This is a genomic window from Streptomyces sp. NPDC089424 (genome assembly GCF_044749345.1).
Classification (GTDB): domain Bacteria; phylum Actinomycetota; class Actinomycetes; order Streptomycetales; family Streptomycetaceae; genus Streptomyces.
Map to the genome: position 1 here is coordinate 299396 of NZ_JBIVHU010000008.1, position 12442 is coordinate 311837.

Annotated in this window: 12 protein-coding genes; 6 read left to right on the forward strand and 6 right to left on the reverse strand. The window is 72.6% G+C overall.

From position 1 onward, the window contains the following. Positions 1-47: 47 nt before the first annotated feature. A complete protein-coding gene (locus ACIP2X_RS30340; protein WP_401678903.1) occupies positions 48-230 on the forward strand; it encodes a hypothetical protein in 183 nt (60 codons plus the stop codon). Between the two features lie 25 nt (positions 231-255). Here ACIP2X_RS30340 and ACIP2X_RS30345 read toward each other — a convergent pair whose 3' ends face one another. From ACIP2X_RS30345 to zapE, 6 genes are all read right to left on the reverse strand, one after another. After that, on the reverse strand, positions 256-1104 hold the full coding sequence (locus ACIP2X_RS30345; protein WP_401678906.1) for a polysaccharide deacetylase family protein: 849 nt from the start codon (positions 1102-1104) through the stop codon (positions 256-258). 53 nt (positions 1105-1157) lie between these two features. Further along, positions 1158-2537, reverse strand: coding sequence for an alkaline phosphatase PhoX (locus ACIP2X_RS30350; protein ID WP_401678908.1), 1380 nt, complete (start codon positions 2535-2537; stop codon positions 1158-1160). A gap of 90 nt (positions 2538-2627) precedes the next feature. After that, positions 2628-3599, reverse strand: a complete 972-nt coding sequence (locus tag ACIP2X_RS30355; RefSeq protein ID WP_401678911.1) for an SPFH domain-containing protein — start codon at positions 3597-3599, stop codon at positions 2628-2630. 109 nt (positions 3600-3708) lie between these two features. Then, complete coding sequence (locus ACIP2X_RS30360; protein WP_401678914.1) at positions 3709-5163, reverse strand: SulP family inorganic anion transporter; 1455 nt, start codon at positions 5161-5163, stop codon at positions 3709-3711. Between the two features lie 8 nt (positions 5164-5171). Beyond that, on the reverse strand, positions 5172-5753 hold the full coding sequence (locus tag ACIP2X_RS30365) for a carbonic anhydrase (RefSeq protein WP_401678917.1): 582 nt from the start codon (positions 5751-5753) through the stop codon (positions 5172-5174). A 554-nt stretch (positions 5754-6307) separates the two neighbouring features. Beyond that, entirely contained in the window at positions 6308-7408 is a 1101-nt protein-coding gene (gene zapE / locus ACIP2X_RS30370) for a cell division protein ZapE (protein ID WP_401678920.1), read from the reverse strand. A gap of 98 nt (positions 7409-7506) precedes the next feature. Here zapE and ACIP2X_RS30375 point away from each other — a divergent pair, with 98 nt between their 5' ends. The 5 genes from ACIP2X_RS30375 (at position 7507) to ACIP2X_RS30395 (ending at position 12440) form a co-directional block, all read left to right on the forward strand. Next, positions 7507-8283, forward strand: a complete 777-nt coding sequence (locus tag ACIP2X_RS30375; protein ID WP_401678923.1) for a pyrimidine reductase family protein — start codon at positions 7507-7509, stop codon at positions 8281-8283. A 170-nt stretch (positions 8284-8453) separates the two neighbouring features. Next, the gene (locus ACIP2X_RS30380) at positions 8454-8909 is read left to right on the forward strand and encodes an indole-3-glycerol phosphate synthase (protein WP_401678926.1); all 456 of its coding nucleotides are present in this window, start codon (positions 8454-8456) and stop codon (positions 8907-8909) included. A gap of 135 nt (positions 8910-9044) precedes the next feature. Beyond that, positions 9045-10436, forward strand: coding sequence for a UDP-N-acetylmuramate--L-alanine ligase (gene murC / locus ACIP2X_RS30385; protein WP_401678929.1), 1392 nt, complete (start codon positions 9045-9047; stop codon positions 10434-10436). 13 nt (positions 10437-10449) lie between these two features. Then, positions 10450-10857, forward strand: coding sequence for a peptide-methionine (R)-S-oxide reductase MsrB (gene msrB, locus ACIP2X_RS30390; protein ID WP_401678932.1), 408 nt, complete (start codon positions 10450-10452; stop codon positions 10855-10857). Positions 10858-11084: 227 nt separating this feature from the next. Continuing rightward, positions 11085-12440, forward strand: a complete 1356-nt coding sequence (locus tag ACIP2X_RS30395) for an FAD-dependent oxidoreductase (RefSeq protein WP_401679251.1) — start codon at positions 11085-11087, stop codon at positions 12438-12440. Positions 12441-12442 lie beyond the last annotated feature (2 nt).

The following is a 12442-nucleotide window of genomic DNA, read 5'->3' on the forward strand; positions in this document are numbered from 1 at the left end:
CTGCCAACCCCGTCGGGCACCCGGGGACACGGGCATACGCTGGAGGCATGAGCGACGGTGACGACTACTGCCTGATCGACGCGAGCAGGCCGCCCAAGGCGGCGGGACCGCCCTACGCGGAGTGCGTCCTGTGCCGGAAGCCGACCGAGTATCCCGAGGCCTACAAGGGGATCACCCTGTGCCCCGAGTGCGAGTGGCTGGAGGCCCAGCGGACAGCCTGCTCGGGCTAGCGACCGTCCAGGGTGAGGGCGGCGGTCACGGTCGTCCGTCCGAGGCGGCCGTCCGGATCAGCTCGGACACCTTCACGAACCGGTACCCCTGCCGCCGCAGCTCGGGCACGATCGCGCGGATCGCCCGCTCAGTCGTAGGCGCAGCGCTGCGCGTGCAGTGCAGCACGACGACGGATCCCGGCCGCACCCCGTCCAGCACCTGCCGGGCCACCGCGTCCGCGTCCGTCGCGAAGGCGTCGCCGCCCACCACGTCCCACTGCACCGCCGTGACACCGGTGGCGCTCAGCGCGCGCAGGGCCCGCTGGTCGTAGCAGCCACCGGGGAACCGGAAGTACGGCTTGGCGTCCCGCACGCCGGCCCGGCGGAAGGCCGCGTAGGCCCGCTCCACCTCCGTGCGCATCCGCTCCGCCCCGATGGTGGGCAGGCCGTAGCAGTCGTCGGTGAAGGCGTAGTGGCTGTAGGAGTGGTTGGCCACCTCGAACAGGGGGTCGCGGCCGATGCCGCGGGCCTGGATCGGGTACTGCTCGGCCCATCGGCCCGTCATGAACACGGTCGCCGGCACCTTCAGCGACCGAAGTGTCGCGATCAGCTGCGGATTGTCGAAGTGCTCGCCCCCGGCGGCACGCGGCCCCTGGTCGGCGGTCATGTCGGCGTCGAAGGTGAGCGCCACGGTCCTGCCCCCGGTCCGCGGGCCGCTGGTGAAGACCGGTGTGAGGCCCTGGGGGCCGGGGGCGAGGGTGGGTGGTTTCGCCGGGGAGGCGGGCGCCGAGGGGGCGGCCGTCCGGCCGCCGTGCGGCGCCTGTGCGGTGCCGCAGGCGGCCAGGGCGGCGCCCAGGACGCAGACGGTGATGACTCTTCGTACGGAAGCGATCACCGTGTGAAAATATGACCTTTTGGGTCGGGGTCAGCGCCGACGCGGCGGACGCGTCACCCGGCCGGCGGCCTCCGCCACGGTCCGCGCACCGCGAAGGTCGTCCCCGGGTCGTAGCAGTTGACGTACATCGTCTCGCCGTCCGGCGAGAAGGTGACGCCCGCGAACTCGCCGTACTTCGGGGCCTCGGGCGTGCCCGTGTTCTGCCGGTTGCGAGCCAGTGCGTACATCTCACCCCGGCGCGTCACCCCGAAGACGTGCTGCGCGCCGTTGCCGTCCTCGCAGACCATGAGGCCGCCGCCGGGGGCGAGGCAGATGTTGTCCGGCCACTCGCCGGGCAGGTCGACGTCCTGGTCCGGGCCGAAGACGATCACCAGGGTGAGGCGGCGGGCCGCCGGGTCGTAGCGCCAGACCTGGCCGGAGTGGTCGCCCGCCGAACCGTCCGCGCTGCGGGCGAACGACGAGACGAAGTACACGCTCCGTCCGCCCCAGTAACAGCCCTCCAGCTTCTGCGCCCGCGTGATGCCCCGGGGGCCGTAGTCCTGGAGGCGCACAGAGGTGCTGGTGGCGAGGGGGTCCGGTACGTCGACCCACTCGACGCCGCCGAAGCTCGCGCCCGTCTCCTGGATCGACGACAGGTCGGGCACGCCGGGCACGCGCATCGCCTGGAGCCGGCCGCCCGCCCGCAGGGAGCCGGTGCCGCCGAGCGGCTTCCTGGGCAGGAAGCGGAAGAAGAGCCCGAAGGGCGGGACGAAGGCGTCCTCCGTCTCGTAGACGACACCCGAGCGCGGGTCGACGGCGATCGCCTCGTGCTGGAAGCGGCCCATCGCGGTGAGCGGAACCGCGCCGGTGCGGTGCGGGTCGGCCGGGTCGACCTCGAAGATGAAGCCGTGATCCTTGGTGTAGCCGGAGGTGCCCGCGCGGTCCTCGGTCTCCTCGCAGGTCAGCCAGGTGCGCCAAGGCGTGTGACCGCCCGCGCAGTTGACGGCCGTTCCGGCGACGGCGACCCGCTCCGAGCGGACGTGGACGCCGGCCTCCAGCGTCAGTGCCGTGCAGCCGCCCTTGGCCGCCGGGTCGTAGGTGAGGCCCTCGACCACCGGGACGGGACCCCGCGACGTGACGCGGTTCTCGTGGTTGCGCACGAGGTGGACGCGGCCGTGACGCCCGGGCAGGGCGGTCATGCCGTCCTGGTTGGAGGGGACGCGGCCCTCGCCGGAGAGCATCGGTTCGCCCTCGCGGGAGAGCACCCGGTAGCGGAATCCCTCCGGCAGGTCGAGCAGGCCGTTCGGATCGGGTACGAGGGGGCCGTAGCCGGTGTGGCCGAGGTCGCGGGCGGCGGCCGTGCCGGCGAAGAGCTCGGACAGGGCACCGGAGAACGCGATGCCCGCTCCCAGGGCACCGCCGCGGACGAGGGCATGACGACGCGTCACAGACATGGGGGAAACCTTCCTGCTGGCGGACAGGACAGTGACCCCGTCGTGTCTATCAGCTACCGCCGGTCGCTGGAACCACGCGCGAAGCATTCGTCACGGGGCGTCGCCGGGGCCGGGGGCGGAGCCGCGCCCCTCGGGCCCGTCCGGCTCGGGCTCGTCCGGCGCGCGGTCCGCGACCGGCGCCTCCAGCTCCTGGTCCGGGCCCATGCCCTGGTCCTGGCTCGTGCCCTGGTCCGGGCCCATGCCCTGGCCCTGGCGCACGCTCCGGTCCGGTGTCCGGGCGTGGCCCTGAGGGTGGTCGGTCGGCTGCGGCGGCCGTTCCAGGAAGCGGAGCAGCTCCACCGGGAAGGGCAGCACGAGCGTCGAGTTCTTCTCGGCGGCCACCGCCACGATCGTCTGGAGCAGGCGCAGCTGGAGCGCGGTCGGCGTGTCCTCCATCTGCTGGGCCGCCTCGGCCAGCTTCTTCGACGCCTGGTACTCGGCGTCGGCGTTGATGACCCGGGCACGCCGCTCCCGGTCGGCCTCGGCCTGGCGGGCCATGGAGCGCTTCATCGTCTCCGGCAGCGACACGTCCTTGATCTCGACCCGGTCGACCTGCACGCCCCAGCCGACCGCCGGGCTGTCGATCATCAGCTCCAGCCCCTGGTTGAGCTTTTCGCGATCGGAGAGCAGATCGTCCAGCTCGCTCTTGCCGATGATCGAACGCAGTGAGGTCTGGGCCATCTGGGAGACCGCGAACTTGTAGTCCTCGACCTTGATCAGCGCGCTCGCCGCGTCGACCACCTTGAAGTACACGACGGCGTCCACGCGCACGGTCACGTTGTCCCGGGTGATGCCCTCCTGGGCCGGCACCGGCATCGTGACGATCTGCATGTTCACCTTGTGCAGCCGGTCCACGAACGGGATGATCAGCGTGAATCCGGGCGTCCGCACCTGGCCCTTGAGCCGGCCGAGCCGCAGCACCACACCGCGCTCGTACTGCTTGACGACCCGCGCCGCCGCCCCGAGGTACACCACACCGGCGGAGCCGACCGCCGCGGCGGTCACCAGGATTTCCTCGACCATTGACGACCTCCTCGCCAGAGGCCCGTGATGTCCGTTCCTGCAACGATATGCCCGGTGTCCGGTCCGGGGCCACGGGGGCTCCGCACCGGACACCGGGCTGTCGGACGGGTCAGGGTATGGTCACCTTCACCGGGTCGGTGCCGGACGCGCTGTGCCGCTCGGCCCAGCTCTCCAGAGCCGTACGGCAGGCGTGGTCCAGGTGATGGAGACCGGACAGGTCGAGCTCGATGGGCCGGTCCTGCGGGAGCGACTCCAGGCTGTCGAGGATCTTCGGCAGCCGCAGGAAGGTCGCGTTGCCCGACAGGTGGGCCTGGATCGGCCCGGCGCCCTTGTCTATGACCTCCAGCTTCAGGTGCGAGGCCTCCCAGGCGGTCTTGGCGACCGACAGGGCGAGACCGATCAGGACCCCCTCGAACATGTTCACGCCGACGATGGCGGCCGCGGTGACGACGAGGATGAGCGCCTCGCCCCGATGGTCGCGCCACATCGCCACGAGCTGCCGGAACGGGATCAGCTTCCAGCCCGCGTGGACCAGGATGCCCGCCAGCGCGGGCAACGGGATCAGCGCCAGCGCGGACGGCAGCAGGGCGGCGAACAGCAGCAGCCAGACGCCGTGCAGCACCCGGGAGGCCTTCGTCCGGGCTCCCGCCTGGACGTTGGCCGAACTGCGCACGATGACCGCGGTCATCGGCAGCGCGCCGAGCACACCGCAGACCGTGTTGCCGGCGCCCTGAGCCATCAGCTCCTTGTCGTAGCGGGTGCGCGGACCGTCGTGCAGCCGGTCCACGGCCGCCGCGCTGAACAGGCTCTCCGCCGAGGCGATCAGCGTGAAGGCCAGCACGGTGCCGATGACCGCCGGGCTCGCCAGCTCCGCGAAGGCGTCGGCGCCGGGCGGCTGGACCGCGTCGATCAGGCCGCTCACCTCGACGGTGCTGACGGGGAGGTCGAACGCGAGGGTGACGAGTGTGGCCAGGGCGACCGCGGCGAGGGCGCCGGGCACCGCGCGCACCCGCTCCGGCATCCGTTTCCACGCCACCATCACGGCTATCGTGGCCGCCCCTATCGCCACGGAGGCCAGCGCCGTGGTGCTGCCCACGGCCGCGACGACGGCCTCGGGCAGACCGGCGATCTTGTCGACGCCGGAGGTGGGGGCCTTCATGCCGGCCGCCGCGTACAACTGCCCCGCGATGATCACGAGGCCGATGCCGGCCAGCATGCCCTCGACGACCGACACCGAGATGGCCCGGAACCAGCGCCCCAGCTTCAGGGCGCCCATCGCGAGCTGGAGCAGACCGGCCGCGAGCACCAGCACTCCGAGCACGGGCAGCCCGAACTCGGTGACCGCCTCGTAGACCAGTACCGTCATGCCCGCCGCCGGGCCGGACACCTGGAGGCTGCTGCCGGGCAGCAGACCGGTGACGAGGCCGCCCACGATGCCGGTGACCAGGCCGAGTTCGGCCGGGACACCGGAGGCGACGGCGACGCCCACGCACAGCGGCACGGCGACGAGGAAGACGACGACGGAGGCGGCGAAGTCCTGCCGTAAGTAGGGGTACTTGGCCATGGCGGGGCTCACAGCGCCTCGAACGCGTCGGCGTCGGGGCGGTGTTCGCGTACGGCGCCGGTGTGCACCTCGTAGTACCAGCCGCGCAGCCGCAACCGGCCGTCCGCCAGCCGTCGCTCGACGCACGGGTACGAGCGCAGCCGCGACAGCTGGGCCAGGACGTGGTGCTGCACCGCCTCGGCGACGGTCGGGTCGGCCGGGTCGGCTGCCTCGGGCCGGCCGGCGGCGTGCGCCAGCCAGTCCCGGACGGCCGGTACGGCGTCGAGGTCGTCGCCGCGCACCAGGGCGCCGACGGCCCCGCAGTGCGAGTGGCCGCAGACGACGACGTCCTGGACGCCGAGCACCTCCACGGCGTACTCGATGGTGGCCGCCTCACCGGTGGGGCGGCCGGAGGTGTACGGGGGAACGATGTTGCCCGCGGTGCGCAGCTCGAACAGCTGGCCGGGGCGGGCGCCGGTGATCAGGGCGGGCACGACCCTGGAGTCGGAGCAGGTGATGAACAGGACTTCAGGGGACTGGCCCTGAGCCAGCTGAGCGAACTCCTCAGGGCGCTGTCCGAACGTGCGGGCGTTGTCGATGAGGGGCTGCATGACGTGGTGATTCCTCCTGGCGCGCAGTGGGGGCGCGTCGGACGTGCATGACAGGGTGAGGTGGGGGGACTGCTCCGCTCCCGGCGTCCGGTCCGGACGTCAGCGGCCGAGGATCGGGGAACCGGCCGGGGAGGGGGCGGTCGAAGGTCTCGACTCGTGATCGGACGCGGCGCCGGGGACGACCGCGTCGGATTCGGCCCCCTCGCCTATTCGCTCACCGGAGCGCGTCGCTCCGGACTGAGCTTTGGCCTCGATGTGACGGGCCGTGTACGCAGCTGCGAAGGGCGGGAGAGGTGCCGGGAACGGCAGGGCGCGCGGAGCCGCAGCAGGGGCCGTGCACAGGAGCCGGACCGTCGTACCTCGGAACATCGCGCCTCCCTCCGGTTCGATCACACCTCTAGCCCACACCAACGGTTGGTCAACAGCTGGTCAAGAAAGACATTAACCCTGCAAAGTTGTTTGCAGGGTCAACTCGGCGTCTCAAGCGGAAGAGAGCCTCAAAAGTGAGGTTGAGCTGGCGTGATCCCTCCCCTGACGCGGGGGACGGCGTGGCGTCAGCGGTCCTCGGTGAGCCGCTGCCCGTCCCGGGCCAGCGCGGTGAGCCGCGAGATGGCGCGGAAGTACTTCTTGCGGTAGCCGCCCTTCAGCATCTCCTCGCTGAACAGCTGGTCGAAGGGCAACCCCGAGGCCAGGAGGGGGACTTCACGGTCGTAGAGCCGGTCCGCGAGCACCACGAGCCGCAGCGCCGTCGACTGGTCGGGAACGGGCCGCACATCGGTCAGGCACACCGCCTTGACGCCGTCCGTCAGCGCGCCGTACCGGCTGGGGTGGACGCGGGCGAGGTGGTCGAGCAGTCGCGGGAACGCGTCGAGCGAGGCCCCCTCGGTGGCCTGCGCCGTCCGCGTCACCTGCTCGTCGGTGAACGGCGCCGGTGCCTGCGGCAGGCCGCGGTGGCGGTAGTCCTCGCCGTCGATGCGCAGGGCACGGAAATGCGCCGACAGGCCCTGGATCTCGCGCAGGAAGTCGGCGGCCGCGAACCGGCCCTCGCCGAGCTTGCCCGGCAGGGTGTTCGAGGTGGCGGCGAGCGCGACGCCCGCGTCGACCAGCTTGCCGAGCAGGGTGGAGACCAGGACGGTGTCGCCCGGGTCGTCCAGCTCGAACTCGTCGATGCACAGCAGGCGGTGGCCGGAGAGCGTCTGGACGGTCTGCTGGAAGCCGAGGGCGCCCACCAGGTTGGTCAGCTCCACGAACGTGCCGAAGGCCTTGCGGGCGGGTTCGGCGGGGGTCGCGTGCCAGAGGGAGGCGAGGAGGTGGGTCTTGCCCACGCCGTAGCCGCCGTCGAGGTAGACGCCGCGGGGTCCGGCCGGAGCCTTGGGCGCCTTGGCCCTGCCGAACCCGAGGAATCCCCGCCTGCCGGTGTCCGGGGCCGCGCCCAGGCCGGCCGCGAAGCCCTCCAGGACGCCGACCGCCTCGCTCTGGCTGGGCTGGTTCGGGTCCGGGATGTACGTGCTGAAGCGCACCGAGTCGAACCGGGGCGGGGGCACCATCTCGGCCACCAGGCGGTCCGCGGGGACGTGCGGCTCACGCGCGCAGAGGGATAGGGGGGCGGCTTCGGCGGCTATCGGGCTTCGGCCGGCGGCGGTGGAGGAGGACACGCTTACCCATGCTAAGGGGTGCGGCCGGGGCGGTTTCGGCCGCGGGGTGATCGACCGGGCCCGGATGGATCGCGGGCCTGCGTGGAACACTGCACGGCATGCGACGCCTCTTTCCTGTGACCGACACGACAGCGGATCCGGCCGGACGTGAGTGGGACCTCGCGGAGCTGGCACAGGCCTACGCCTATCCGCAGCCGCGGGCCGGGGAGGCGGTCCCCTGGCTGCGGGCCAACATGGTCTCCACGCTCGACGGGGCAGCCCAGCACGACGGGAAGTCGCAGCCCATCTCCAACGCCACCGACATGCGGATCTTCGGCACGCTGCGGGCGCTGGCGGACGTCGTGATGGTCGGTGCGGAAACGGTCCGCCAGGAGGGCTACCGCCCGGCACGCGTGCGCGCCGAGTTCGCGGCGGCGCGCGCGGCGGCCGGACAGGAGCCCGTGCCCGCGATCGCGGTCGTCAGCGCCGGCCTGGACCTGGACTTCTCGCTGCCGCTGTTCACCTCTCCGGTGGTGCCCACGCTGATCCTCACCGGCGCGGCCGCGACGCCGGAGCGGGTCGCCGCGGCGGAGAAGGCCGGGGCGCGGGTGGTGGTCGCCGGGGACGGCGTCGGCGTGGAGCCCGCACGGGCCGTACGGGCGCTCGCCGCACTCGGTCACACCCGGCTGCTCACCGAGGGCGGGCCGCGGCTGCTGGGGCAGCTGGTGGCGGCCGGAGTGCTGGACGAGCTCTGCCTGACCGTCTCGCCGATGCTCGCGGCCGGGAGCGCCCAGCGGATCGCCGGCGGACCGGCGATCGCGGTGCCGCAGCGGTTCGAACTGGCGTCCTTGCTGGAAGAGGCCGGTTTTCTGTTCACCCGTTACCGTCGGTCGTGAGATCGACGGAATGCGTCATTCCGCTTGACTCGCGACGGGCACGCCGGGACGCGCACTACCGGCGCGATCACGGGGCAGGATGGTTTCCGCAGGGCCGGACGGCCGATGGAGGACGGAGGGCCGAGAGGCCCTCGGAGGAGAAGGGGCGCCTGGTGTTCACAAGCGTTTTGATGATCGAGAAGGCCCTCACGTCCGCCGACGTGGAGTTCGTCACCACCTTGCACGGGGACGAGCCGGTCGCCTTCCACGTACTGCTCCAGCCGCGCGGTGAGCAGGCGGACCGCCTGCTGCGGGCCATCGACGACCTCGCGCTGGGCGAGCTCGACGAGGCGGCGCGCGAGGGCGAGACACCGGAAGGGGAGGCGGCAAGAGGGGAGGGCCGGCGGGCGCTGGACGTGTCCTTGCAGGCACTGCGGGCCTCCGGCAGCACGGCGGAGGGCCGGCTGATCGAGGACCATCCGCTGGACGCGCTCAAGGGCGTGGTGGAGGAGGTCGGCGCCGACGAGGTGATCGTCCTGACGGACCCCCACTACGTGGAGGAGTTCTTCCACCGGGACTGGGCCTCGCGCGCGCGGCACAAGGTGGGGGTGCCGGTACTGAAGCTGTTCTCGCACAGCAAGGCCTAGGTCCGGCCGGACCACGCGTGCGGCGCGGGGGCGGCGCCCCCTTGCCGGGCGCCCCGCGCCGCACGCAATAGGCTGGGGGCGCGCTTCCCCGTCGGGGCGCGCTGATCGTCGTACCGGATCTTGGGGAGAACACGCATGGCACCCGCCCTTCCTGCCGCCATGGACCGACCGCACTTCATCGGTATCGGTGGGGCCGGGATGTCCGGTATCGCGAAGATTCTGGCGCAGCGCGGGGCCAAGGTCGCCGGCAGTGACGCCAAGGAGTCGGAGACCGTCGAGGCGCTGCGGGCGCTGGGCGCCACCGTGCACATCGGGCACGCGGCGGAGCACCTCGCGGACGACGCCAGCTGTGTCGTGGTGTCCTCGGCGATCCGGTCCGACAACCCGGAGCTGGCCCGCGCGGCCGAGCTGGGCGTGCCGGTGGTGCACCGGTCCGACGCGCTGGCCGCCCTGATGGAGGGGCTGCGGCCGATCGCCGTCGCCGGTACGCACGGCAAGACCACGACCACCTCGATGCTGGCCGTCTCGCTGTCCGCGCTCGGTCTGCGGCCGTCGTACGCGATCGGCGGGGACCTCGACGCACCGGGCTCCAACGCGCTGCACGGCGAAGGCGACATCTTCGTGGCCGAGGCGGACGAGAGCGACCGCAGCTTCCACAAGTACGCTCCCGAGGTCGCGATCGTGCTCAACGTCGAGCTCGACCACCACGCCAACTACGCCTCGATGGACGAGATCCACGAGTCCTTCGAGACCTTCACCGGCCGGATCGTGCCCGGCGGCACGCTGGTGGTCTCGGCGGACCAGGAGGGCGCGCGGGAGCTGACGCGGCGCGTCGCGGCCTCGGGTGTGAAGGTCGTGACGTACGGCTCGGCGGACGACGCCGACGTGCGGGTGCTGTCGGTCGTGCCGCAGGGGCTGAAGAGCGAGGTCACCGTCCTGCTGGAGGGCCAGGAGCTCACCTTCACGGTCTCCGTCCCCGGCCGGCACTACGCCCACAACGCGGTCGCCGCCCTGGTGGCGGGCGTGGCCCTCGGGGTCCCGGCGGCGGAGCTGGCGTCGGCGCTGGCGGCGTACACCGGGGTGAAGCGACGGCTGCAGCTGAAGGGCGAGGCGGCCGGGGTCCAGGTGATCGACTCCTACGCCCACCACCCGACCGAGATGACCGCGGACCTGGAGGCGATGCGGGCGGCCGGCGGTGACGCGCGGATCCTGGTGGTCTTCCAGCCGCACCTGTTCTCGCGGACGCAGGAGCTGGGCACGGAGATGGGCCGGGCGCTCGCCCTCGCGGACGCCTCCGTGGTGCTGGACATCTACCCGGCGCGTGAGGACCCGATCCCGGGCGTCACCAGCGAACTGATCATCGCCGCGGCCCGGGCCGCGGGCGCCGACGTCACCGCCGTGCACGCCAAGGACGAGGTGCCCGACGTGGTGGCGGGAATGTCGGGACCGGGCGATCTGGTTCTCACCATGGGCGCGGGCGACGTCACCGACCTCGGACCGCGCATCTTGGACCGCCTGCCGAAGTGAGGGGCTGACACCCATGTCGTACGACGTCGAGAAGCCGGACGAGCAGTGGCGCGTGGAACTGACGCCGGCCGAGTACGCCGTGCTGCGCCAGGCCGCGACGGAACCCGCGTTCACCGGTGAGTACACCGACACCAAGGCCAAGGGCGTGTACTCGTGCCGCGCCTGCGGCGCCGAGCTGTTCACCTCGAACACCAAGTTCGAGTCGCACTGCGGCTGGCCGTCCTTCTACGACCCCAAGGACAGCGACGCGGTGGAACTGGTGCAGGACCGCTCGCACGGCATGGTGCGCACCGAGGTGCGCTGTGCGCGCTGCGGATCCCACCTCGGACACGTGTTCGAAGGCGAGGGGTACCCGACCCCGACCGACCAGCGCTACTGCATCAACAGCATCTCGCTGCGCCTGGCGCCCGACGAGGAGTAGCCGGACCGGCGCACCCGTATGCGATTCCTGACCCCGCTCGGCCACGCCGGGCGGGGCTGACGCGCATGATGCGCAGGTAATCGTAAAACGGCCGGAACTCGGTCAAGCCGCCCCGCCGAGCGCGATACTGGTTCCTTCTCATGACGGGAGACCAGATGAGCGCATCGGTGGACTCATCACGAGGGACGGGCCGCCACGGCGGTCCGGGCGGGCGGCACGCGGTCGTCGTGGGCGGGAGCATCGCGGGGCTGCTCGCGGCGCACGTACTGGCCGGGCACGCCGACCGGGTGACCGTCGTCGAGCGCGACCGGTTCCCGGACGGCACGAAGGAGCGGCCCGGCGTACCGCAGGGGCGGCATCCGCATGTCCTCCTGGAGGGAGGGCAGGTGGCCCTGGAGTCCCTGCTGCCGGGCTTTCTGGCGGAGCTGCGGGCGGCGGGGGCGCCGCGGGTGGGCATGCCGTCCGACCTGGTGCTGTGGCAGGACGGACGCTGGTTCCGCCGCTCGCCCGCGACGACGCACATCTACACCGGGTCCCGCGGGCAGCTCGAGGAGCTCGTGCGGGGACGGGTTCTCGCCAATCCGGTGATCGACGTGGTGGCGGGGGCCGAGGCAGTCGGTCTCCTCGGTGACGCCTCGCGGGTGGGCGGCGTGCTGCTGCGGGACCGCTCCGGTGACGCTCGCGCGGAACCCCGGCCCCTGAAGGCGGACCTCGTCGTCGACGCGTCCGGCAGCGGCACCAAGGCGCCGCGGTGGCTGGCGGCGATCGGGGCCGAGGCCCCGCACGAGGAGACCATCGACACCGGACTCGCCTACGCCTCCCGCGTCTACCGCGGCAGGAGCGGCGTACTCGACGGCGAGACCCTCGGCTACTACGTCTATCCGGCACCCGACCAGGTCCACGCCGGCGGCGCGCTGCCCCTGGAGGACGGCAGCCACCTGGTCATCGTCTCGGGGCTGCGGGGCGACGAACCGCCCACGGGGGAGCACGAGTTCGTGATGTACACCAAGAGGCTTCCGCATCCCCTCCTGCACCGGTGGCTGGACGACGCCGAGCCGCTCTCCCCGGCCTTCGGATACCGGCGGACCGCGAACGTCCGCCGCCGCTACGACCTGCCCGGACGCAGGCCGGCCGGATTCCTGGCCACCGGCGACGCCTTGTGCACCTTCAACCCGATCTACGGGCAGGGCATGGCCGTCGCCGCGATGGGCGCGGTGGCCCTGCGCGACGCCTTGGCCGATCCGCGCCGGACGCCCACGACGCGGCGCGTGCACCGGGCGCTCCTTTCGGCGTCCCGGCAGGCGTGGGACATCTCCGCCGGGGCGGACCGCGCGATGCCGGGCGCCGTCGGCAACGCGGTGGCCGGCGGGCCCGCGGACCGCGTCGCAGGCTGGTACCTGGGCCGGGTCCAGGAGCGAGCCCCCGGCGACCCTTCCGTGGGGCGCGCGTTCCGCTCCGTGCTGACCCTGTCCGCGCCGGTCACCGCCCTGTTCGCCCCGCCCGTGGCCAGGGCCGTCCTCTTCGGCCCGCCCGCCCCCTCGCCCGCCGAGCCGCCGGCGGCACCGGAGGGGCCGGGAGCCTGAGC

Excerpts from the sequence above, each read along its gene's own strand:
- ACIP2X_RS30340 (WP_401678903.1), top strand. The coding sequence starts at position 48 with ATGAGCGACGGTGACGACTACTGCCTGATCGACGCGAGCAGGCCGCCC.
- ACIP2X_RS30350 (WP_401678908.1), bottom strand. The coding sequence starts at position 2,537 with ATGTCTGTGACGCGTCGTCATGCCCTCGTCCGCGGCGGTGCCCTGGGA.
- ACIP2X_RS30355 (WP_401678911.1), bottom strand. The coding sequence starts at position 3,599 with ATGGTCGAGGAAATCCTGGTGACCGCCGCGGCGGTCGGCTCCGCCGGT.
- ACIP2X_RS30360 (WP_401678914.1), bottom strand. The coding sequence starts at position 5,163 with ATGGCCAAGTACCCCTACTTACGGCAGGACTTCGCCGCCTCCGTCGTC.
- ACIP2X_RS30365 (WP_401678917.1), bottom strand. The coding sequence starts at position 5,753 with ATGCAGCCCCTCATCGACAACGCCCGCACGTTCGGACAGCGCCCTGAG.
- ACIP2X_RS30375 (WP_401678923.1), top strand. The coding sequence starts at position 7,507 with ATGCGACGCCTCTTTCCTGTGACCGACACGACAGCGGATCCGGCCGGA.
- ACIP2X_RS30380 (WP_401678926.1), top strand. The coding sequence starts at position 8,454 with ATGATCGAGAAGGCCCTCACGTCCGCCGACGTGGAGTTCGTCACCACC.
- murC (WP_401678929.1), top strand. The coding sequence starts at position 9,045 with ATGGCACCCGCCCTTCCTGCCGCCATGGACCGACCGCACTTCATCGGT.
- msrB (WP_401678932.1), top strand. The coding sequence starts at position 10,450 with ATGTCGTACGACGTCGAGAAGCCGGACGAGCAGTGGCGCGTGGAACTG.